Annotated in this window: 20 protein-coding genes and 1 pseudogene; 16 read left to right on the plus strand and 5 right to left on the minus strand. The window is 60.5% G+C overall.

Translation table 11 applies throughout. The annotated features are described in order from the left end of the window. Positions 1-75 precede the first annotated feature (75 nt). The 3 genes and pseudogenes from HV355_RS17310 (at position 76) to puuE (ending at position 2,485) form a co-directional block, all read left to right on the plus strand. Positions 76-792 (plus strand): GntR family transcriptional regulator, encoded by a 717-nt coding sequence (locus tag HV355_RS17310; protein WP_182402810.1) that lies wholly within the window; start codon positions 76-78, stop codon positions 790-792. Beyond that, positions 792-1,668 (plus strand): annotated as a pseudogene (gene hpxA / locus HV355_RS17315) (allantoin racemase). The gene HV355_RS17310 and the pseudogene hpxA overlap by 1 nt, the downstream one beginning before the upstream one ends. After that, a complete protein-coding gene (gene puuE, locus HV355_RS17320) occupies positions 1,586-2,485 on the plus strand; it encodes an allantoinase PuuE (RefSeq protein WP_249420876.1) in 900 nt (299 codons plus the stop codon). Before hpxA ends, puuE begins: the two are co-directional and overlap by 83 nt. 115 nt (positions 2,486-2,600) lie before the next feature. Here the strand turns inward: puuE and hpxZ are convergent, their stop codons facing one another. Genes hpxZ through hpxW form a run of 4 tightly spaced genes read right to left on the minus strand, consistent with a single transcriptional unit; the run spans position 2,601 to position 6,160 of the window. Continuing rightward, positions 2,601-2,987 carry an oxalurate catabolism protein HpxZ gene (gene hpxZ / locus HV355_RS17325; protein WP_182402814.1) on the minus strand — a complete coding sequence of 129 codons (387 nt, stop codon included), beginning with the start codon at positions 2,985-2,987 and terminating at the stop codon, positions 2,601-2,603. After that, entirely contained in the window at positions 2,984-4,381 is a 1,398-nt protein-coding gene (locus tag HV355_RS17330; protein ID WP_182402816.1) for an AtzE family amidohydrolase, read from the minus strand. Before HV355_RS17330 ends, hpxZ begins: the two co-directional genes overlap by 4 nt. Further along, complete coding sequence (gene hpxX / locus HV355_RS17335) at positions 4,378-4,566, minus strand: oxalurate catabolism protein HpxX (RefSeq protein WP_010429424.1); 189 nt, start codon at positions 4,564-4,566, stop codon at positions 4,378-4,380. Before hpxX ends, HV355_RS17330 begins: the two co-directional genes overlap by 4 nt. A 10-nt stretch (positions 4,567-4,576) precedes the next feature. After that, the gene (hpxW, locus tag HV355_RS17340) at positions 4,577-6,160 is read right to left on the minus strand and encodes an oxamate amidohydrolase (RefSeq protein WP_182402818.1); all 1,584 of its coding nucleotides are present in this window, start codon (positions 6,158-6,160) and stop codon (positions 4,577-4,579) included. 143 nt (positions 6,161-6,303) lie between these two features. Between hpxW and hpxU the strand changes: the two genes are divergently transcribed. The 7 genes from hpxU to hpxK all read left to right on the plus strand — a co-directional run bounded on the left by hpxU (position 6,304) and on the right by hpxK (position 12,651). Beyond that, positions 6,304-7,143, plus strand: coding sequence for a MurR/RpiR family transcriptional regulator HpxU (hpxU, locus tag HV355_RS17345; RefSeq protein WP_182402820.1), 840 nt, complete (start codon positions 6,304-6,306; stop codon positions 7,141-7,143). 191 nt (positions 7,144-7,334) lie between these two features. Next, positions 7,335-8,117: a transporter substrate-binding domain-containing protein gene (locus HV355_RS17350; RefSeq protein ID WP_010429429.1), complete on the plus strand. Its 783-nt coding sequence runs from the start codon at positions 7,335-7,337 to the stop codon at positions 8,115-8,117. Positions 8,118-8,121: 4 nt separating this feature from the next. Further along, on the plus strand, positions 8,122-8,787 hold the full coding sequence (locus tag HV355_RS17355) for an amino acid ABC transporter permease (RefSeq protein ID WP_182402822.1): 666 nt from the start codon (positions 8,122-8,124) through the stop codon (positions 8,785-8,787). Then, positions 8,787-9,443: an amino acid ABC transporter permease gene (locus HV355_RS17360; protein ID WP_071787484.1), complete on the plus strand. Its 657-nt coding sequence runs from the start codon at positions 8,787-8,789 to the stop codon at positions 9,441-9,443. Before HV355_RS17355 ends, HV355_RS17360 begins: the two co-directional genes overlap by 1 nt. Next, positions 9,424-10,161, plus strand: a complete 738-nt coding sequence (locus HV355_RS17365; protein ID WP_010429436.1) for an amino acid ABC transporter ATP-binding protein — start codon at positions 9,424-9,426, stop codon at positions 10,159-10,161. The genes HV355_RS17360 and HV355_RS17365 overlap by 20 nt, the downstream gene beginning before the upstream one ends. A gap of 13 nt (positions 10,162-10,174) precedes the next feature. Continuing rightward, on the plus strand, positions 10,175-11,416 hold the full coding sequence (locus HV355_RS17370; RefSeq protein WP_148399662.1) for an alanine--glyoxylate aminotransferase family protein: 1,242 nt from the start codon (positions 10,175-10,177) through the stop codon (positions 11,414-11,416). Next, positions 11,413-12,651: an allantoate amidohydrolase gene (hpxK, locus tag HV355_RS17375; RefSeq protein ID WP_182402824.1), complete on the plus strand. Its 1,239-nt coding sequence runs from the start codon at positions 11,413-11,415 to the stop codon at positions 12,649-12,651. The genes HV355_RS17370 and hpxK overlap by 4 nt, the downstream gene beginning before the upstream one ends. On the opposite strand, the gene HV355_RS17380 is transcribed toward hpxK, so the two are convergent. Next, positions 12,648-13,763, minus strand: coding sequence for an ABC transporter ATP-binding protein (locus HV355_RS17380; protein ID WP_100165114.1), 1,116 nt, complete (start codon positions 13,761-13,763; stop codon positions 12,648-12,650). The two genes, hpxK and HV355_RS17380, sit on opposite strands and share 4 nt — an antisense overlap. Positions 13,764-14,084: 321 nt before the next feature. Between HV355_RS17380 and HV355_RS17385 the strand changes: the two genes are divergently transcribed. The 6 genes from HV355_RS17385 to HV355_RS17410 all read left to right on the plus strand — a co-directional run bounded on the left by HV355_RS17385 (position 14,085) and on the right by HV355_RS17410 (position 21,190). Then, positions 14,085-15,299 carry an extracellular solute-binding protein gene (locus tag HV355_RS17385; protein ID WP_182402826.1) on the plus strand — a complete coding sequence of 405 codons (1,215 nt, stop codon included), beginning with the start codon at positions 14,085-14,087 and terminating at the stop codon, positions 15,297-15,299. A 57-nt stretch (positions 15,300-15,356) separates the two neighbouring features. Then, on the plus strand, positions 15,357-16,661 hold the full coding sequence (locus HV355_RS17390; protein WP_108416055.1) for a sugar ABC transporter permease: 1,305 nt from the start codon (positions 15,357-15,359) through the stop codon (positions 16,659-16,661). A gap of 11 nt (positions 16,662-16,672) precedes the next feature. After that, positions 16,673-17,524 carry a sugar ABC transporter permease gene (locus HV355_RS17395; RefSeq protein ID WP_042715482.1) on the plus strand — a complete coding sequence of 284 codons (852 nt, stop codon included), beginning with the start codon at positions 16,673-16,675 and terminating at the stop codon, positions 17,522-17,524. A gap of 2 nt (positions 17,525-17,526) precedes the next feature. Continuing rightward, positions 17,527-18,729 (plus strand): arabinogalactan endo-beta-1,4-galactanase, encoded by a 1,203-nt coding sequence (locus HV355_RS17400; RefSeq protein ID WP_182402828.1) that lies wholly within the window; start codon positions 17,527-17,529, stop codon positions 18,727-18,729. Between the two features lie 29 nt (positions 18,730-18,758). Next, on the plus strand, positions 18,759-20,816 hold the full coding sequence (locus HV355_RS17405; RefSeq protein WP_182402830.1) for a beta-galactosidase: 2,058 nt from the start codon (positions 18,759-18,761) through the stop codon (positions 20,814-20,816). A 131-nt stretch (positions 20,817-20,947) separates the two neighbouring features. Next, complete coding sequence (locus HV355_RS17410) at positions 20,948-21,190, plus strand: PTS transporter subunit EIIB (RefSeq protein WP_072250618.1); 243 nt, start codon at positions 20,948-20,950, stop codon at positions 21,188-21,190. Positions 21,191-21,206 lie beyond the last annotated feature (16 nt).

Raw genomic sequence — 21,206 nt, forward strand, 5'->3', positions numbered from 1 at the left:
ATAATAAATCTTGTATGCAATATTTTATTTTTATGTATACGATTCGATAACGAAGAGTAAAAGACGGAGTGGTGAATGAACAACCTAAACGCCCTGCAGACCGCGCCAGACCTGCATGACAAAGATGAATCGATCTTTCAGGCGCTGATGACCGCGATTGTCGAACATCAGCTGCTGCCGGGGAGCAAGCTGCCGGAAGAGGCGCTGTCCGAGGTGTTTGGCGTAAGTCGCACGGGCATCCGAAAGGTGCTGCAGCGACTCGCGGCTGTGCAAATGGTCACCTTAACGCCCAAACGTGGTGCACACGTTGCCAGCCCGACGGTGGAAGAGGCGCAGCATATCTTCCGCACCCGCGCCCTGCTGGAGGTGGCCAACCTGCCGGACGTGCTGGCCCGCTGTCAGCCGCCGCACCTTGCCGCGCTGGAGGCCATTATTCGTCAGGAGCAGCAGGCGCACGAGGCGTACGACGGCCCGGCGGCGATCCGCCACTCTGCCAATTTCCACATTCAGCTGCAGGCGATCTCCGGCAACCAGGTGCTGACGGAGATGGTGACCGGCCTGAGCCAGCGCTCCTCGCTGGTGATTGCCACCTGGGGCGCGCCGTGGCGGCAGGGCTGTCGCAGCAACGATCACGAACAGCTTGTGGATCTGCTGCGCCAGAAGGCGCTCCAGCCGCTCAGCGATGCCTTAATGCACCATTTTGAACATATCGTCGCCAGCCTCTGCTTCGAGCGGGCGGGCGAGTGCCTGCCTGATTTTGCCCGGCTGTTTGCCGGCCACAAGGAGTCGTAATGTCCTCTGTCTGTATACAAGTAATCAACCCCAACACCAGCCTCGCGATGACGGAAACCATCGGCGCGGCGGCCCGCGCGGTGGCGGCACCGGGGACGGAGATCCTCGCGGTCTGCCCGAGCGCGGGCGTGCCGTCTATAGAAGGCCACTTTGATGAAGCCATCGCCGCCGTGGGCGTTCTCGAACAGGTCAGGCTCGGCAGAGAGCAGGGCGTGGATGGTCACGTCATCGCCTGCTTTGGCGATCCGGGCCTGCTGGCGGCGCGCGAGCTGGCGCAGGGGCCGGTGGTAGGGATTGCGGAAGCCGCCATGCATATGGCGACGCTGGTGGCGACGCGCTTTTCGGTGGTGACCACGCTGCCGCGCACGCTGATTATTGCCCGTCATCTGCTGCACCAGTATGGCTTTCAGGATCGCTGCGCGGCGCTGCACGCTATCGATCTCCCGGTGCTGGCGCTGGAAGACGGCAGCGGTCTGGCGCAGGAGAAGGTGCGCGCGCGCTGTATACAGGCGCTGAAAGAGGATGGCTGCGGCGCCATCGTGCTGGGCTGCGGCGGCATGGCGACGCTGGCGCAGGAGCTGACCCGAGAGCTGCGCGTGCCGGTTATCGACGGCGTCAGCGCGGCGGTGAAGATGGTGGAATCGCTGGTGGCGCTGGGGCTGTCGACCAGCAAGCACGGGGATCTGGCCTTCCCGGAGAAAAAAGCGTTAAGCGGACAGTTTCAGGCATTGAATCCATTTTGAAGGTGAGGGGAGACGTAATGGCGCTTTTTGAACAGGATTACCCGCGGGATCTGCGCGGTTACGCAGGCAACCCGCCGCACGCGCGGTGGCCGAATCAGGCGCGCATCGCCGTGCAGTTTGTGCTCAATTATGAGGAAGGGGCGGAAAACCACGTTCTGCACGGCGATGCCGGTTCCGAGCAATTCCTGTCGGACATCATCGGCGCGGCCAGCTACCCGGATAAACACATGTCGATGGACTCCCTCTACGAATACGGCAGCCGCGCCGGATTCTGGCGGATCCACAATGAATTTCAAAAGCGCGGCCTGCCGCTGACGGTCTTTGGCGTGGCGATGGCGCTGGCGCGTCACCCGGAGATCGTCGAGGCAATCAAGGGTGCGGATTACGACGTGGTGAGCCACGGCTGGCGCTGGATACATTATCAGCACATGGATATCCAACAGGAGCGCGAACACCTGCACAAAGCGGTGCAGGTGTTGACCGACCTGTTCGGCAAGCCGCCAACCGGCTGGTACACCGGGCGCGACAGCCCCAACACGCGTCAGCTGGTGGTGGAGCATGGCGGCTTCGACTACGACAGCGACTACTACGGCGACGACTTACCCTTCTGGACGGAAGTGGCCTGTAGCGACGGCACCCGCAAACCGCACCTGATTGTGCCCTACACGCTGGATGCAAACGACATGCGCTTCGCCACCGCTCAGGGGTTTAATACCGCCGAGCAGTTTTATACCTATCTGAAGGACAGTTTTGACGTGCTGTACGAAGAGGGGGAAAGCGCGCCGAAGATGATGTCCATCGGCATGCACTGCCGCCTGCTGGGGCGGCCGGGGCGTTTTCGCGCGCTGCAGCGGTTCCTGGATTATGTGCAGCAGCACGAGCGGGTGTGGGTCTGTACCCGCCAGCAGATTGCGGAGCACTGGCGGGAGGTGCATCCGTTTCAGAAGTAAGTGTGCCGTATTTAGCCGGGTGGCGGCTGCGCCTTACCCGGCCTACAGGACCCACAGAGCATACGGAGCATCGTAGGCCCGGTAAGCGCAGCGCCACCGGGCAGGTTTTTCAGCGTTACACCATCAAACTCACCTGCGCCGCCACGATCCGCCACCCGTAGGCAAACCGCACCCACGTCTGCTGCTGGCGGCCAGTGCGTTCCGTACCCTCCCGGGTAAACTCGGTGCTGCACACCGCATAATCCTCGCCGAAGGTGGTGATGACGGTGTGGCGCAACGTCCGCTGCAGCCCGGCGGACGGGCGCGCCGCGCGAAAGGCGCGGATTTCATCAATCCCGTACAGGTTTTCACCCGCCCCCAGACGCACCGTGTTTTTGTCGTGCCAGAACAGCTCGTCCAGCACCGCAACGTTGTTGCTGACCAGCGCGTCTTCATAGCGGTAAAACGCGGCGGTCACCTCGGCAACCACCCACGGCAGGTTAATGTCATCGTGATTCATCATGCGGCCACCTCCGCCGGACGGGCATCGGTGATGCCACTCTCCTCCAGCACGCGCGCGACGCGCAGGCAGGCCTGCTCGTTAAACGGCGCGGCAATCAGCTGCAGGCCAATTGGCATTCCCTGCGCGGTGCGCAGCGGAACGGTGGTCACGGGCAAACCTAAAAACGAAATCGGCTGGGTCAGCATGCCCATGCTGGCGCGAATGGGGAGCGGCTGGCCGTTAATCTCCATGGTCTGCTCGCCCGCCAGCGTGGCGCTGCGTGGGGTTGCCGGGGCGATCAGCACGTCGGCCTGCGCGAAGAGGGTTTTAAACGCCTGCCGGGCGTGTGCGCGAAACCGCTGGGCCTGAATATACCAGGCGGAGGGGATCATCGCCCCGGCCAGCAGCCGTTCGCGAGAGTGTGGTTCAAAACGCTCGGGCTCGCGGCGAAGCGCAGGCAGGTACTGGTTTCCCCCTTCGGAGGCGCTGATGATAAACGCTGCGGAGCGCGCCAGCTCGGCGTCCGGAAACTGCAGCTCATCCTGCACGTCGAGCGCCTTCGCCACCCGCGCCACGGCGTCTCGGGCATCCGCGTCGCACCAGGTGGTGAAGTAGCCGCCGAGCACCGCGCAGCGCAGACCGTCAAGCCCGCGCTCAAGCAGGGGGCGCGTCTGCTCGCGCGAGCTCTCTGCCTGAAAACCGTCGCTGCTGTCCCGCCCCTGCAGCGCGTCATACACGGACGCGAGGTCGCACACGCGGCGGGCAAAGGGACCGATATGATCCAGGCTCGCGACAAACGGATGGCTGCCGGATCGCGACAGGCGGCCAAAGGTGGGCTTCAGGCCATAGATGCCGCACAGGGAGGCCGGAACGCGAATCGAGCCGTTGGTGTCGGTGCCGAGCGAAAAGTGCACCAGCCCGGCGGCCACGGCGGCGGCTGAACCGCCGGACGACCCGCCCGCAATGCGCGCCAGATCGTGCGGGTTACGCGTCGTGCCGTAGTGGCTGTTTTCGGTCGTGAAGCCGTAGGCGTAGGCGTCCATATTCACCATCCCGGTCAGCAGCCCGCCCGCGCTGCGCAGCTGGCGCACTGCGAAGCTGTCAGCGGCCGCGGCGGGGCGCTGGCTGAACAGTTCTGCCCCGGCGAGGGTGGTGTGACCGGCAACATCGAACAGATTTTTTACCGCGTAGGGCACGCCCGCCAGCGGCGGCAGGGGGCGCTTCTCGCGGCGCAGGGTGTCGATGCTCTCGGCTTCGGCGAGCATGCGTTCTTCCGTCACGGCGGTCCAGGCGTTGATCTGCGGGTTAACGCGCGCAATGGCCTCCAGCGTCTGGCGAGCAATCTCGCGAGCGCTCAGCTCGCCTGCGCTCAGCGCATGCTGGATCGCGCTGATACTCATCTCGTGTAGCCTCATGCTTTGTATACTCCTGCGATCTCCAGACGGTCATCGAGCGGCAGCGCCATCAGCGGGGCGGCCAGGGCGGCAATGCGGTTGAACTGCAACTGCAGCTCGGCGCGGCGGGCATCGTCCAGCGTCACGCCGAGCACGGACTCCATTTGCGCAAGATACGCATGCCAGTCGGGCTGTTGTGTGGTCATTGTTTTCTCCTCAGAATCCGGCGGCCGCGCCATTGCTGCGCGGGTCAAATGCCCCTTCGAACAGCCCGTTGGGGTGGCGGACAATCGCGCCCGCGTGGCCCATCGCTTCACTGAAGTCCGGGAACATTTCTACCTCATGTCCCCGCGCGCGGAGCTGCGAGATCGTCTCAGCGCTAAAGCGCCCTTCAAGTTTTAACGTGTCCGAGGTTTGTCCCCAGGTGCGACCCAGCAGCCAGCGCGGGCGGGAAATGCTTTCCTGTAAAGGCACGCCCTGAATCGCGTAGCGGGTAAAGAGCGCGGCCTGGGTTTGCGGCTGTCCGTCACCGCCCATCGATCCGTAGACCATCACGCGCCCGTCCTTAAGACGCGCCGCCGCCGGGTTCAGGGTATGGAAGGGCTGTTTGCCCGGCGCGAGGGCCAGAAGATGATTGGGATCGAGGCTGAACGATGCGCCACGGTTCTGCCAGACGATGCCGGTGTCGGGCAGCACCACGCCGCTGCCGAACTCGTGATAGATACTCTGGATAAACGACACGGCGAGCCCGCTGTTATCCATCACCCCCATCCACACCGTATCGCCGGGGCCTTTTCCGGTGCCCCACGGCGCGGCGCGGCTATCGTCAACCCTGTCGGCAAGCGCCCGCAGAGCGGCGGGATCCAGCAGTTTCTGAACATCGGTTTTCAGCTCGCGCGGGTCGGTGATGTGGGCATCGCGCAGGCCAAAGGCCAGCTTGGTGGCTTCAATGATGCGGTGAATGGTGTCGGCATCGTCGGCCTCCGCCATGTTCAGACGATCGGTGATGCCGAGTATCGCCAGCGAGACCAGCCCCTGCGTCGGCGGGGCGTGGTTAAAGATCTCCCCCTGCTGGTGCTGCAGCCTCAGCGGCGCGGTGCGCCGGGCAGAATGCGCGTGTAAATCGGCCAGCGTCACGGGCAGGCCCAGCGTCTCCATGCCGTGCGCCAGTACGTTCGCCAGCGGGCCGCGATAAAAGCTGTCCAGACCGTCTTCCACCAAACGCGTCAACGTCGTGGCCATGGCGGGCTGGTAAAACCGGCTCCCGACCTGCGGCGGCTTACCGTCCACCAGCCAGGTTTCCGCGAAGCCGGGGACGGCCTTCAGTTCGTCGAATTTACTGGCCGTGGCATGGGCCTGAGAGGCCGTGACCGGGGTGCCGTTCTGCGCATAGTCAATGGCGTCGGCCAGCAGGCGGGCCAGCGGCAGCGCCTTGCCGGTCATCTCGCGCGAAACCTTCAGCGCCTCGTCCCAGCCGCTCACCGTACCGGCGACGGTCAGCGCCGCACGGGGCCCGCGATGGGGAATATGCGCCAGCCCGTCGTAGGAGGCGAGCGTTGCCAGCGATCCCGCCGCGCCGCTGGCATCAATGGCGACAGGTTCGCCTTCCGGCGGCACGATGAGCCAGAAGCCATCGCCGCCCAGCCCGTTCATGTGCGGATAAACCACGGCAATGGTGGCCGCCGCGGCGACCATTGCCTCTATCGCGCTGCCGCCTTCGCGCAGCACCGCCAGCGCGCTCTGGCTGGCGAGATGGTGGGGCGCAACGGCCATGCCGTGCGTGGAGACATTACTTTGCATGAAGCGTCCTCGTAACCTTGAAAGTCACAAGGTGCTGCAAAAGCTGTTCCAGTTCTGAAAGAAAAGTTTCAGTAAACTGGCACGTATAATGAATACGCAGAATAAAAGGTACAATGTAATGAAACAAAAGTTACAGAGGCGCTATGGAACAGTTAGATGAACGTCTGAAAGTACAGTACCCGTCGCTGTCACCGCAGGAGCAGCGGGTGGCGGATTTTATTTTCGACCATTTTGACGATCTCATTAGCTACAACAGCGCCGAGCTGGCGCAGCTGAGCGGAGTGTCGAAAGCCACGGTCAGCCGTCTGTTTAAGCGTCTGGGCTATGAGAAATATAAGGACATGCGCGACGAGCTGCGCACCCTGCGCCAGAGCGGGATGCCGCTCACCGATAACCGCGATGCGGTGCAGGGCAATACGCTGCTGGCGCGCCACTATAAGCAAGAGATGGCGAACCTGACCCAGTGGGTCAATGCCCTCGACGCGCAGCAGTTTGCCGACGCCATGGCCTGCATGGTGAAGGCACGGCGCATCGTCATTATCGGCATGCGTAACGCTTATCCTGCGGCGCTGCACCTGCGCCAGCAGCTGCTGCAGGCGCGCGGTCAGGTGCTGGTCCTGCCGCAGCCGGGGCAGAGCCTGAGCGAGGAGCTGGTGGATTTAGCGCCCGACGATCTGGTGGTCATGATGGCCTTTCGCCGCCGCCCGCGCATCATCCGCCCGCTGATGCAGCAGCTTCAGAGCAGCGGTATTCCGGTGCTGCTGATGTGCGAGCCGCAGGCGCACAGCCTGTTTCCGCTGGCGAGCTGGCAGCTCTGCGCCCCTCTGGACAGCGTCTCGGCCTATGACAGCTACTCCTCGGTCAACAGTCTGATCAACCTGCTGGCGAATGCTTTCCTGCATGAAATTCTTGATAAAGGCCGTCCGCGCATTCACGACATTGCTTCCCTCTACCAGCAGCTGGACGAACTCGAACAGCGATAATGGGGCATCAGACTGGTGCTTTGCATTAAAATGGTGCAGCTGTCGGGTCGGGAAAACGCACGTTTTTTCGACCCGTCCACGTTTTATCAGGCTTTACAAGAATATTCCCCGCTTCGCTTTATCTGGCACATTAGTTGCAAAATCACATTCAAAGAATCTTTTGTTTCATGTTAACGTTACGGGGAAGCACCATGAAAAAATTGTTGATTGCACTGGCCGGGGCCGCATGCCTCTTCACACAGCTGCCGGCAAAGGCTGACCAGCTTCAGGATATTGAGAAGCGCGGCACTATCCGCATTGCCGTTCCGCAGGACTTCCCGCCGTTTGGCTCGGTGGGGACCGATCTGCAGCCGCAGGGCTATGACATCGACATGGCGCGCTATCTGGCCAAACAGATGAAGCTCAAGCTGCAGCTGGTGCCGGTGACCAGCGCCAACCGCGTGCCGTACCTGCAAACCGATAAGGTGGATCTGGTCATTTCAAGCCTCGGTAAAAACCCGGAGCGCGAGAAGGTGATCGACTTCAGCCGCGCCTACGCGCCGTTCTTCCTCGGCGTATTTGGTCCGAAAGGGGCCGAGCTGAAAGACGCCGCCGCGCTGAGCGGAAAAACCATCGGCGTGACGCGCGGGGCGGTGGAGGACATGGTGCTGACCGGCCTGGCGCCGAAAGACGCGGACGTGAAGCGCTACGAAGACAACAACACCACGCTCTCCGCCTACCTCTCCGGCCAGGTGCAGTACGTGGCAACCGGCAACCTCGTGGTGGCGGCCATTTCGCGCCAGAACGCGGATAAAGCCCCGGTGCCGAGCTTTATGCTGAAAGATTCGCCGTGCTTTATTGGCCTGAAGAAAAACGAACCGGCCCTGAAGGCAAAAGTGGATGCGCTGATTGAGCAGGGCATTAAGGACGGCACGCTGAACGGCCTGTCCGAGCAATGGCTGAAGGCCCCGCTGCCGGCAAGCCTCGGCGTTTAAGGCTATGGCTGAGCAACTCGATTTTTCAGCGCTCTGGCCGTACTGGCCGGAGCTGCTGGCGGGGCTGTGGGTCACCGTTCAGCTGACGGTGATGGCAACCGTCGGCGGGCTGGCAACAGGGATTTTCGGGGCGGCGATCCGCAGCGGACGCACCACCTGGTTCAGCCGGCTCTGGGGCGGCTACGTGGAAATCATCCGCAACACGCCGTTTGTGGTACAGCTGTTTTTCATCGTCTTCGGCCTGCCGAATCTGGGGCTGAAGATGACGGCGGGGGAAGCGGCGCTGCTGGCCATGGTGGTGAACCTCGGCGCGTACAGCACCGAGATTATCCGCGCGGGCATTCAGGTCACGCCGAAAGGGCAGTGGGAAGCCGGACGCGTGCTCGGGCTGACCCGCCTGCAGACCTTTATTCGCGTGGTGCTGCCGCCCGCGCTGCAGCGCATTTACCCGGCGCTGGTGAGCCAGTGCATCATCGTGATGCTCGGCTCGTCGGTGGTGTCGCAGGTCTCGTATGAAGAGCTGACCTTCGCCGCCAACCTGATCCAGTCCAGAACGTTTCTGAGCTTTGAGGTTTATCTGGTGACAACCGGCATTTACTTAGCGCTGTCGATTACCCTGCGCCAGCTGATGATGGCGGCAGGACGCAAATGGCTGGGGGTGCAGGCATGATGACCACCTTTACCGACTGGGACATTATTCGCAACCTGCTGCTGGCCGGACGCTGGACGGTGCTGCTGTCGCTGGTGGCGTTTGTCGGCGGGGCGGCGGTGACGCTGCCGCTCCTGCTGCTGCGCCTGACGGGCGGGCGCGCGGTGAGGCGCATCATCCGAGGCTACATTGAGCTGTTCCAGGGCACGCCGCTGCTGATGCAGCTGTTCCTGGCCTTCTTTGGCGTGGCGCTGTTCGGCATCGACGTTTCGCCGTGGACCGCCGCCTCGCTGGCGTTAACCTTCTACACCAGCGCGTTTCTGCTCGACATCTGGTTTGGCAGTATTCGCGCCTTGCCAAAAGGGCAGTGGGAAGCCTCGCGCTGTCTGGGGCTGACCTTTGGCCAGACCCTGTTTCGCGTGGTCGCCCCGCAGGCGCTGCGCATCGGCATCGCCCCGACGGTCGGTTTTGCCGTGCAGGTGATCAAAGGCACCGCGCTGGCGTCGATCATCGGCTTTATCGAGCTGACCAAGGCCGGGACCATGCTGACCAACGTGACGTATCAGCCGTTTAAGGTCTTTGCGCTGGTGGCGCTGGGCTACTTTATTCTGTGTTATCCGCTGTCGCGCTACAGCCGCTATCTGGAGACGAAATTCAATGCCTCTCATCACCATTAATCAGGTGCAGAAGTACTACGGCGAAAACCACGTGCTCAAGGGCGTCGATCTGGATATCGACATGGGCCAGGTGATCTCCATTATCGGGCGCAGCGGGTCGGGCAAAAGCACGCTGCTGCGCTGCATCAACGGGCTGGAAGGGTATCAGGACGGCAGCATCAAGCTGGGCGGCATGACCATTACCGACCGGGATTCTCAGGCGCGTGAAATCAGCCGCTCGGTCGGGATGGTGTTCCAGAGCTTCAACCTGTTCCCGCACATGACGGCGCTGGAAAACGTGATGCTGGCCCCGCGTCGGGTGCTGAAGAAAAGCGCCGCCGAATGCCGCGAGCTGGCGCAGCGCATGCTGGAAAAAGTCGGCCTCGGTGACCGTCTGGATTACTACCCGTCGAGCCTCTCCGGCGGCCAGCAGCAGCGCGTGGCGATTGCCCGGGCGCTGGCCATGTCGCCGAAAGTTTTACTCTGTGACGAGATCACCTCCGCGCTTGACCCGGAGCTGGTGGGCGAAGTGCTTAAGGTGCTGGAGCAGCTGGCGGCCGAGGGGATGACGCTCATACTGGTTACCCATGAAATGAATTTTGCCCGCGAAGTGGGCGACCGCGTGGTGTTCATGCACCAGGGGAAAGTCTGGGAGCAGGGCGACAGCAAAACGCTGTTCGCCAACCCGCAGACCACGGAACTGAAGCAGTTCATCTCCTCCGTGCGCGGCCTCAACTGATAAGGACTTAACAATGGATATCGCACAATTTCCGCAAATCAATCCGCCCCAGCGCCTGCTGATGGGGCCGGGCCCGATCAACGCCGACCCGCGCGTGCTGCGCGCCATGTCGAGCCAGCTGATCGGCCAGTACGATCCGGCCATGACCCACTACATGAACGAGGTGATGGCGCTCTATCGCGGGGTGTTCCACACCGAGAACCGCTGGACGATGCTGGTGGACGGCACCTCCCGCGCGGGAATTGAAGCCGTTCTGGTCTCCGCCATTCGCCCGGGAGATAAGGTGCTGGTGCCGGTCTTTGGCCGCTTTGGTCATCTGCTGTGCGAAATTGCCCGCCGCTGCCGCGCGGAGGTGCATACCATCGAGGTGCCGTGGGGCGAGGTGTTTACCCCGGACCAGGTCGAGGATGCGATTAAGCGTATTCGTCCGCGCCTGCTGCTGACCGTGCAGGGCGACACCTCCACCACCATGCTGCAGCCGCTCGCGGAGCTTGGCGCGATTTGCCGCCGCTACGACGCGCTGTTTTACACCGACGCCACCGCGTCCCTCGGCGGCAACGCGCTGGAGACCGACGCCTGGGGGCTGGACGCCGTCTCGGCCGGGATGCAGAAGTGCCTTGGCGGCCCGTCGGGCACGTCGCCGATCACCCTGAGCGCGCGCATGGAGGAGGCGATCCGCCGCCGCAAATGCGTTGAGGAAGGCATTCGCACCGACGCCCACCGCGACGGCGACGAGGAGATGATCTACTCCAACTATTTCGATCTTGGCATGGTGATGGACTACTGGGGGCCGGAGCGGCTGAACCACCACACCGAAGCCACGACCGCGCTGTTTGGCGCCCGCGAATGCGCGCGGCTGATCCTGCAGGAAGGGCTGGATAACGGCATCGCCCGCCACAGGCTGCACGGCGATGCATTGCTGAAGGGCATTCAGGCGATGGGGCTGGAGACCTTCGGCGATCTGAAGCACAAGATGAACAACGTGCTGGGCGTGGTTATCCCGCAGGGCGTCAACGGCGATCAGGTGCGCAAGCTGATGCTGGAGGATTTCGGGATTGAAATCGGCACCTCGTTTGGCCCGCTGCACGGCAAAGTGTGGCGCATTGGCACCATGGGCTACAACGCGCGCAAAGACTGCGTGATGACCACCCTGAGCGCGCTGGAGTCGGTGCTGAACTACCTGAAGTTCTCCACCACGCAGGGGGCCGCCATGCAGGCTGCGTGGGACCACTATCGCCGCGAGACGCCGCAATGAGCCCGGCGGCAGAACGGGTGATGGCGCGTGCCGACGCGCTGGCCGCCATCAGCGAAACCCCGGATGCGCTGACAAGGGTATACCTCTCGGCGCAGCATCTGCAGGCCAACCAGCTGGTCGGCGAGTGGATGCGCCAGGCGGGTATGACCGTCTGGCAGGACAGCGTGGGCAATATCTGTGGACGCTATGAGGGCGCGCAGGAAGGGGCGCAGGCGGTGCTGCTCGGCTCGCATCTGGATACCGTGCGCAACGCCGGGCGCTACGACGGCATGCTCGGGGTGCTCACCGCCATCGAAGTAGTGGACGGCCTGCACCAGCAGGGGCGGCATCTGGCCCAGGCCATCGAGATTGTCGGCTTTGGCGACGAAGAGGGCACCCGTTTTGGGATCACCCTGCTTGGCAGCCGGGGCATTACGGGCACCTGGCCGCAGGGCTGGCTGGAGACGTGTGATGCCCACGGCATCAGCGTGGCGCAGGCGATGGTGCAGGCGGGGCTCGATCCCGCCCGCGTGGCGCTGGCGGCACGCCATCAGGACGATTTCAGCGCCTGTCTGGAACTGCATATCGAACAGGGACCGTGTCTGGAGCAGGAAGGGCTGGCGCTGGGCGTGGTGGAAGCCATCAACGGCGCGCGCCGCCTCAGCTGCCGCTTCACCGGGGAAGCCGGACACGCGGGTACCGTGCCGATGAATCACCGCAAGGATGCCCTTGCCGCCGCCGCCGAGTGGATGGTGCTGATCGAAAATACCACCCGACAGCGGGGCGGTCATCGCGTGGCGACGGTCGGGGAACTGCGCTGCCTGCCGGGCGCGGTCAACGTGATCCCCGGTGAGGTTGCGCTCTCGCTGGATATTCGCGGCCCGCAGGATGCCCCGCTGGACGCGCTGCTCGCGGAACTGCTGGCGCAGGCGCAGGCCATTGCCGCTCGTCGCGGGCTGAGCTTCAGCGCCGAGGAGTTTTACCGTATCGCCGCCACGCCGTGCGATGCGCGTTTGCAGGATATGCTGGGACAGGCCGTTGAGTCGGTGCAGGGGCGCTCATTATCGCTGCCGAGCGGTGCCGGGCATGACACCATCGCGCTGGCAGAACGCTGGCCGGTCGGCATGCTGTTTGTGCGCTGCAAGGGGGGCGTCAGCCACCATCCGGCGGAATCGGTGATGGCTGAGGATGTTGCCCTGGCGATCGAGGCGTTTGGGCGGGCGGTGAGAACGCTGGCTGACGGTGGCGCGCGTTAAGCCACCGAACGCACCGCATCGTCGATATCCGCGCTCACCCGGACATCCTGCTCGTCAAAGACCATGCAGTGGCGATCGTCGAAGGCCACGTCTATCTTCTGCCAGGGCGCGAACTTCACGTCGCCCGGCAGCAAAATCTTCACGTTGTCATGGCCATAGCATTGCCCAAACAGGTAAGTATTGTTTCCCAGTCGCTCCACCACTTCACAGTTAAATTCCAGCCGCGTGCCGCGGTGAAGATCGGTGGTTAAATGTTCCGGACGGATGCCCAGCGTGACCTGACTGCCCGGCTGCAGCGGTGTGGTGGTTATCGCGAGCGTGAGCGACTTCTGCTGTGATAGCCTGACGCTAAGCTTGCCCGGCTGCCAGGCTTCAACGGTCGCCGGCAGAAAGTTCATCTTCGGCGAACCGATAAACCCGGCGACAAACTTATTCGCCGGCTTGTAGTAGAGATCCATCGGCGCGCCCATCTGCTCCACCTTGCCGTAGTTCATCACCACAATTTTATCGGCCAGCGTCATGGCCTCAATCTGATCGTGGGTGACATACACCATGGTGGTTTTCAGCTCCTGGTGCAGACGAGCGAGGTGCAGGCGCATCTCCACGCGCAGTTCGGCATCCAGGTTGGAAAGCGGCTCATCGAACATAAAGACGCGCGGGTTCCGCACGATAGCACGGCCAATCGCGACGCGCTGGCGCTGGCCGCCGGAGAGCTGTTTGGGTTTGCGGTCCAGCAGGTGGGAGAGCTGCAGCGTTTTGGCGACCATCTCGACCTGATGACGGATCTGATCTTTCGGCACTTTATTCACCTTCAGCCCGTAACCCATGTTTTCGGCCACCGTCATATGCGGATAGAGCGCGTAGGACTGAAAGACCATCGCCACACCCCGATGGGAAGGGGCGATGTCGTTCATCACCTCGTTACCGATCAGCACTTCACCCTCGCTTATCTCCTCCAGCCCGGCAATCATGCGCAGCATAGTGGATTTGCCACAGCCGGAAGGCCCGACGAATACGGCAAACTCACCGTCCTCAATATCAAGATTAACGTTGTGGAGCGTGACGGTGTCGCCAAAGCGCTTGGTGACATTCCTCAATTGTATGTTCGACATCAGTGTTCCCCAGGTAAACCGTCGAGTATGTTTTACGTATAACAATTGTGTTCAACGTGGCCGGACGGTGCAATTTGTCTGCCTTGACTATAACTTCCAGTATTCATGCGCCCTATATAGATATTCCATTAATGTTATGACGATCACACAACTTACAGTTTTATGTAGAGTTATCATGATGTGAAGGGTAGCGTATAACAAACCAAAGGCATTTGGTGTCAGACGTGCAACGCCAGTTTTATCAGGATATATAGCGGGGTTTGTAGGGCATCAGAAGCAATAACAACCATAAAATTGTTATACCTTCACATGAGGTTGATAATGAAAAAGAACATACTCGCTGCTCTGATCCTCTCTACGCTCGCGGTACAGGCTCACGCCACCGCGCAGCTTAACGTCTGGGAAGACATCAAGAAGTCGTCCGGTATTAAAGATGCGGTCGCGGACTTTGAAAAACAGTACGACGTCAAGGTTAACGTGCAGGAAACCCCTTACGCACAGCAGCTGGAAAAACTGCGCCTGGACGGCCCGGCAGGCATTGGCCCGGACGTGCTGGTCATTCCTAACGATCAGCTGGGCGGCGCCGTCGTGCAAGGGTTATTGACCCCCCTGAATCTGGAGGCTAAGCAGACCGAACAGTACACCCCGGCCTCGATTAACGCCTTCAAAATGGATAACGCCCTCTACGGCGTGCCGAAAGCGGTTGAGACGCTGGTGCTGATCTACAACAAAGATCTCATCGACAAGCCGCTCAGCTCGCTGCAGGACTGGTATGACTTTTCTAAACAGCAGCGCGCAAAAAACCAGTACGGTCTGCTCGCCAAGTTCGATCAGATTTACTACAGCTGGGGCGCGATCTCCCCGATGGGCGGCTACATCTTCGGTCAAAACGGCAAAGGCGGCTATAACGCCAGCGACGTCGGCCTGAACAAGCCGGGCGCGGTAGAAGCCGTGACGTACCTGAAAAAATTCTACGCTGACGATATTTTCCCGGCCGGGATAGTCGGTGACAACGGCCTGAACGCAATCGACTCCCTGTTCACCGAGAAGAAAGCGGCAGCCGTCATCAACGGCCCGTGGGCGTTCCAGCCGTATGAAGCGGCAGGCATCAATTACGGCGTGGCGCCGCTGCCCACGCTGCCGGACGGCAAGCCAATGAGCTCCTTCCTCGGCGTGAAAGGCTACGTCGTTTCCACCTGGAGCAAGGACAAAGCGCTGGCGCAGAAATTTATCGAATTCATCAACCAGCCGCAGTACGTGAAAACCCGCTACGTGGCCACGCGGGAGATCCCGCCGCTGACCGCAATGATCGACGACCCGGTAATCAAGAACGACGAGAAGGCGAGCGCCGTTGCGGTGCAGGCCGCGCGAGCCACCGCCATGCCGGGTATCCCTGAAATGGGCGAAGTCTGGGGGCCGGCCAACGCCGCGCTGGAGCTGAGCCTGACCGGTAAACAGGATCCCAAAGCCGCGCTGGACAGCGCAGAGAAACAGATCCAGATGCAAATCGAAGCCATGCAGGCCAGCAACCAGTAATTTTCTGACGTCGCAGAACGGGAGGCCGCTCTCCCGTTTTATTGAAAGGAGTTGTCTGTGAGTATCATCCCGGAAAATTTTGCCAGACCGCACGGGGCCGGGCGTCACGCCTGGACCGGCCTGCTGCTGGCGCTCATCCCCGGCTTCGGCCAGTTCTATCATCGCCAGTGGCTGAAGGGCGTTATCTTCCTGGTGCTGCTGGCCAGTTTTATCGGCGTTTTTGCCGATTTCCTGCGCGAAGGACTTTGGGGCCTGGTGACGCTGGGGGAGGAAGTGCCGCGGGATAACTCCATCTTCCTGCTGGCAGAAGGGATCATTAGCGTACTGATTGCCGCATTTGGTGTGATGGTGTATTACCTGTCGATGCGCGATGCGTGGGTCAACGGCCGAAAACGCGATGAAGGGCTGGGGCTAAACAGCGTGCGTAAGCAGTATCAGATGCTGCTGAGCGACGGCTTTCCGTATCTGATGATCACGCCGGGCTTTATTCTGCTGGTGTTTGTGGTGGTTTTCCCGATCCTCTTCGGTTTTGCCATCGCCTTTACTAACTACAATCTTTACCACACGCCGCCGGCTAAGCTGGTGGACTGGGTTGGGTTTAAGAACTTCATCAATATTTTCACGCTCTCCATCTGGCGCTCAACCTTCTTTGACGTCCTGCAGTGGACGGTGGTCTGGACGCTGCTCGCCACCACGCTGCAATGTACCGTGGGCGTGCTGCTGGCTATCCTGGTGAACCAGAAAGACCTGCGCTTTAAGCCGCTTATCCGCACCATCTTCATTCTGCCGTGGGCGGTGCCGGGTTTTGTCACCATTCTGGTGTTTGCCGGAATGTTCAACGACTCTTTCGGTGTGATAAACAATGCCATTCTGGCCTTCTTCGGCATTGCGCCGAAAGCCTGGATGACCGATCCGTTCTGGACAAAAACGGCGCTGATCCTGATGCAGACCTGGCTCGGCTTCCCGTTTGTTTTTGCCATGACCACCGGCGTGCTGCAGGCGATCCCTGACGATCTGTACGAAGCCGCCACCATGGACGGGGCCAGCAGCGCGACCAAGCTGCGCACCATCACGCTGCCGCTGGTGCTTTATTCCATTGCGCCAATACTGATTACCCAATACACCTTCAACTTCAATAACTTCAACATCATCTATCTCTTCAACAACGGCGGGCCGGCGGTGGTGGGGTCCAATGCGGGTGGGACAGATATCCTGGTGTCGTGGATCTACAAGCTCACCATGTCGTCGTCGCAGTACGCGATTGCGGCGACCATCACTATTCTGCTGTCGATCTTTGTCGTCGGCCTGGCGCTGTGGCAGTTCCGCGCCACCAAATCTTTCAAAAACGACGACATGGCGTAAGGGACGTAACAATGGCTCAATCACAAAGTATTAAACGTGAGAAGTGGGTACGCCTCTCGCTCTCCTGGCTGGTTATCGTGCTGGTGTCGACGATTATCATCTACCCGCTGGTGTGGACGGTCGGCGCGTCGTTTAACGCGGGTAATAGCCTGCTCAGCTCCTCAATTATTCCAGAGAACTTTTCGGTGCAGCACTACGCCGACCTGTTTAACGGCCAGGTGAACTACATGACGTGGTACTGGAACTCGATGAAAATCAGCTTCCTGACCATGGTGCTGACCTTAATCAGCGTCAGCTTTACCGCCTATGCCTTTTCGCGCTTTCGCTTTAAGGGACGCCAGAACGGGCTGATGCTGTTCCTGCTCCTGCAGATGATCCCCCAGTTCTCGGCGCTGATTGCCATCTTCGTGCTGTCGCAGCTTTTAGGCCTCATCAACAGCCATCTGGCGCTGGTGCTGATCTACGTGGGCGGCATGATCCCGATGAATACCTACCTGATGAAAGGCTACCTCGACGCCATCCCGAAAGATCTGGATGAATCCGCGCGCATGGACGGGGCCAGTAATTTCCGGATTTTCATCGAAATTATCATGCCGCTATCGAAGCCGATTGTGGCGGTGGTGGCGCTGTTCTCCTTCACCGGGCCGCTGGGGGATTTCATCCTCTCCAGCACGATTCTGCGCACCCCGGACAAATACACCTTACCCATCGGGCTCTATAACCTGGTGGCGCAAAAAATGGGTGCCAGCTACACCACCTACGCGGCAGGCGCGGTGTTGATTGCGGTGCCGGTAGCGATCCTCTATCTGGCATTACAAAAATACTTCGTCTCCGGCCTGACCTCCGGGAGTACCAAAGGATAATCATGAAAAGACTCAAACCTGCTTTACTTGCCGTTTGCCTCTCATGTGGCCTGGCCGCGAGCGCGTTTGCTGCGGACGGGGTGCAAACGCGTCCTTTTAACGCCATGCCCGCGGACTTTATCAAGGGCGCGGATATTTCGACGCTGCTGGAAGCGGAACAACATGGTGCCAAATTTTATAACCAGAGCGGCCAGCAGCAGGACGCGATGGCTATCCTCAAAGCTAACGGCGTGAACACCGTGCGCCTGCGCCTGTGGGTTGATCCGCAGGATGCCGACGGCAACACCTACGGCGGCGGCAGTAATAATCTCGAAAACACCCTCGCGCTGGCGAAGCGCGTAAAGGCGCAGGGCCTGAAGCTGCTGCTCGATTTCCACTACAGCGATTTCTGGACCGATCCGGGCAAACAGTTCAAGCCAAAAGCCTGGGAGAAGATGGACTACCCGCAGCTGAAAACGGCTATTCATGACTATACCCACGACACGATCGCCCGCTTTAAGAAAGAGGGCGTATTGCCGGACATGGTGCAGATAGGAAACGAAATTAACGGCGGCATGCTGTGGCCGGAAGGGAAAAGCTGGGGGCAGGGCGGCGGTGAATTTGACCGCCTGGCCGGGCTGCTCAACGCCGCGATTGGTGGGCTAAAGGAGAACCTGACCGACGGCGAGCAGGTGAAAATCATGCTCCATCTGGCCGAAGGCACCAAAAATGACACCTTCCGCTGGTGGTTTGATGAAATCACGAAGCGCGACGTGCCGTTCGATATCATCGGCCTGTCGATGTACACCTACTGGAATGGCCCGATTAGCGCGCTGAAGGCCAACATGGATGACATCAGCAGGCGCTATAACAAAGACGTGATTGTGGTGGAAGCGGCCTACGGCTATACGCTGGAGAACTGCGATAACGCCGAGAACAGCTTCCAGGCCAAAGAAGAAAAGGACGGCGGCTATCCCGGCACCGTTCAGGGTCAGTACGATTATATTCACGATTTAATGCAGTCCGTTATTGATGTGCCTGACCGTCGCGGCAAGGGCATCTTTTATTGGGAACCGACCTGGATAGCCGTTCCGGGCACCACGTGGGCCACCAAAACCGGCATGAAATATATCCATGACGAGTGGAAAGAGGGTAATGCCCGTGAGAATCAGGCGTTATTTGATTGCCAGGGCAAAGTGCTGCCGTCAATAACGGTATTTAACTAGTTTTTATCTCCATTCAGGACGTTTTAAATATGAATAAATTTGCGCCTTTAAGTCCAAAGGTCGCGGCGTTATTGCATGGCGCCGACTATAACCCGGAGCAATGGGAGAATTACCCCGGTATTATTGAAAAAGATATCGCCATGATGCAGCAGGCGAAATGTAATGTCATGTCGGTGGGGATATTTAGCTGGGCGAAACTGGAACCGCATGAAGGGGAATATGATTTTGCCTGGCTGGACAGCATTATTGAAAAACTCTATGCGGCGGGCATTCATATATTTCTCGCGACGCCGAGCGGCGCGCGTCCGGCATGGATGTCGCAAAAATATCCGGAAGTGCTGCGCGTCGGGCGCAACCGCGTCCCCGCGCTGCACGGCGGGCGTCATAACCACTGCATGTCGTCTCCGGTCTACCGCGAAAAGACGATGAAAATTAACAGCCTGCTGGCGGCGCGTTATTCGCATCATCCGGCGGTGCTGGGCTGGCATATCTCCAATGAGTACGGCGGCGAATGCCACTGTAGCCTGTGCCAGGAACGCTTCCGCGACTGGCTAAAGGCGCGCTACAAAACCCTCGATGCGCTGAACCATGCGTGGTGGAGCACCTTCTGGAGCCATACCTACACCGACTGGTCGCAGATTGAGTCCCCCGCGCCGCAGGGAGAAATGTCGATTCACGGCCTGAATCTCGACTGGCGCCGCTTCAATACCGCGCAGGTCACCGATTTTTGCCAGCATGAGGTGGCACCGCTGAAGGCCGCCAATGCCGAACTGCCGGTGACGACCAACTTTATGGAGTATTTCTACGATTACGACTACTGGCAGCTGGCGAAAGCGATCGACTTCATCTCCTGGGACAGCTACCCGATGTGGCACAAGGAGAAAGACGAAACGCAGCTGGCCTGCTATACCGCCATGTACCACGACATGATGCGCAGCCTGAAGGGCGGTAAACCCTTTGTGCTGATGGAGTCCACGCCGAGCACCACCAACTGGCAGCCGACCAGCAAGCTGAAAAAACCGGGAATGCATATTCTCTCCTCTATTCAGGCGGTGGCGCACGGGGCGGATTCTGTGCAGTACTTCCAGTGGCGTAAGAGCCGCGGGTCGGTGGAGAAATTCCACGGTGCGATTATCGATCACGTGGGGCATCTTGATACCCGCGTCGGGCGCGAAGTGACGCGTCTGGGGGAGATGCTGGCGCGTCTGCCTGAGGTGGTGGGGTGCCGCACCGACGCGCGCGTGGCCATTATCTTTGACCAGCAAAACCGCTGGGCGCTGGACGATGCCGAAGGCCCGCGCAACATGGGGCTGGAGTACGAAAAAACCGTCAACGAACACTATCGTCCATTCTGGGAAAAGGGCATCGCGGTCGACGTCATCGACGCTGACGGCGATCTGAGCCGCTACGCGCTGGTGATTGCCCCCATGCTCTACATGGTGCGCGAAGGTTTCGCCGAGCGGGCGGAAGCCTTTGTGGCCGCGGGCGGGCATCTGGTGACGACCTACTGGAGCGGGGTAGTAGATGAGACCGATCTCTGCCACCTCGGCGGTTTCCCGGGCCCGCTGCGCAAGCTCCTCGGCATCTGGGCGGAAGAGATTGACTGCCTGGGCGAGGGGGAGCGAAACCTGGTTCAGGGGCTGGCGGGCAATGCGGCGGGCCTGCAGGGGCCGTATCAGGTCAGGCATCTGTGCGAGCTGATCCATACTGAATCCGCGCAGGCGCTGGCGACCTACCGGGATGATTTCTACGCCGGTCGCCCTGCGGTGACGGTCAACCGCTTCGGCAAAGGCAAGGCGTGGCACGTGGCGTCGCGCAACGACCTGCCGTTCCAGCGCGATTTCTTCGCCGGGATTATCGCCGAGCTGGCGCTGCCGCGCGCGGTCGAGGGGGATTTCCCTCCGGGCGTGGTCGCGACGGCGCGCACGGATGGCGAAACCGCCTGGGTGTTTGTGCAGAACTACACGGCCCAGCAGCAGCTCATCACGCTGCCGCAGGGGTATACCGACTGCATGACCGACACTGCTGCAGCAGGCGACACCGCGCTGCTGCCGTGGGACTGTCGGGTGCTCAGGCGTAAAGCGTAGTTGATTTTCTCCCTCTCCCTGTGGGAGAGGGTTGGGGTGAGGGCATCAGACCGCACCGTCCCGGCAACAAGGCACAAAACGCCTGCTCCCCGAGCAGGCATTTTTTTATCTGCATAACAGAGAGGCGTATTATGGACAGTCAAATTACCCAGCGTTTAATTCCGGCATTTGGCGGCGACGATAATATCGAGCACGTCGAAGCCTGTATTACCCGCCTGCGCGTGACGGTAAAAGATTTAAATAAGGTCGATTCACAGGCGTTACAGAATGAGGGGGCGCTGGGGGTGATTATTATCGGTCAGCAGGTGCATGCTATATTCGGCAGGCAGTCTGATACATTACGGAAATTATTAGACGAACATTTTAATCAGTAAATATAAAAAAGGGATA

Source organism: Enterobacter sp. RHBSTW-01064, assembly GCF_014103035.1.
Taxonomy (GTDB): domain Bacteria; phylum Pseudomonadota; class Gammaproteobacteria; order Enterobacterales; family Enterobacteriaceae; genus Enterobacter; species Enterobacter mori.

Coding starts and splice junctions, on each gene's coding strand:
- HV355_RS17370 (WP_148399662.1), top strand. CDS start 10,175: ATGGATATCGCACAATTTCCGCAAATCAATCCGCCCCAGCGCCTGCTG.
- HV355_RS17330 (WP_182402816.1), bottom strand. CDS start 4,381: ATGAGGCTACACGAGATGAGTATCAGCGCGATCCAGCATGCGCTGAGC.
- HV355_RS17365 (WP_010429436.1), top strand. CDS start 9,424: ATGCCTCTCATCACCATTAATCAGGTGCAGAAGTACTACGGCGAAAAC.
- HV355_RS17385 (WP_182402826.1), top strand. CDS start 14,085: ATGAAAAAGAACATACTCGCTGCTCTGATCCTCTCTACGCTCGCGGTA.
- hpxX (WP_010429424.1), bottom strand. CDS start 4,566: ATGACCACACAACAGCCCGACTGGCATGCGTATCTTGCGCAAATGGAG.
- HV355_RS17395 (WP_042715482.1), top strand. CDS start 16,673: ATGGCTCAATCACAAAGTATTAAACGTGAGAAGTGGGTACGCCTCTCG.
- hpxK (WP_182402824.1), top strand. CDS start 11,413: ATGAGCCCGGCGGCAGAACGGGTGATGGCGCGTGCCGACGCGCTGGCC.
- HV355_RS17405 (WP_182402830.1), top strand. CDS start 18,759: ATGAATAAATTTGCGCCTTTAAGTCCAAAGGTCGCGGCGTTATTGCAT.
- HV355_RS17410 (WP_072250618.1), top strand. CDS start 20,948: ATGGACAGTCAAATTACCCAGCGTTTAATTCCGGCATTTGGCGGCGAC.
- HV355_RS17360 (WP_071787484.1), top strand. CDS start 8,787: ATGACCACCTTTACCGACTGGGACATTATTCGCAACCTGCTGCTGGCC.
- HV355_RS17350 (WP_010429429.1), top strand. CDS start 7,335: ATGAAAAAATTGTTGATTGCACTGGCCGGGGCCGCATGCCTCTTCACA.
- hpxU (WP_182402820.1), top strand. CDS start 6,304: ATGGAACAGTTAGATGAACGTCTGAAAGTACAGTACCCGTCGCTGTCA.
- HV355_RS17380 (WP_100165114.1), bottom strand. CDS start 13,763: ATGTCGAACATACAATTGAGGAATGTCACCAAGCGCTTTGGCGACACC.
- hpxW (WP_182402818.1), bottom strand. CDS start 6,160: ATGCAAAGTAATGTCTCCACGCACGGCATGGCCGTTGCGCCCCACCAT.
- HV355_RS17310 (WP_182402810.1), top strand. CDS start 76: ATGAACAACCTAAACGCCCTGCAGACCGCGCCAGACCTGCATGACAAA.
- hpxZ (WP_182402814.1), bottom strand. CDS start 2,987: ATGATGAATCACGATGACATTAACCTGCCGTGGGTGGTTGCCGAGGTG.
- HV355_RS17400 (WP_182402828.1), top strand. CDS start 17,527: ATGAAAAGACTCAAACCTGCTTTACTTGCCGTTTGCCTCTCATGTGGC.
- HV355_RS17355 (WP_182402822.1), top strand. CDS start 8,122: ATGGCTGAGCAACTCGATTTTTCAGCGCTCTGGCCGTACTGGCCGGAG.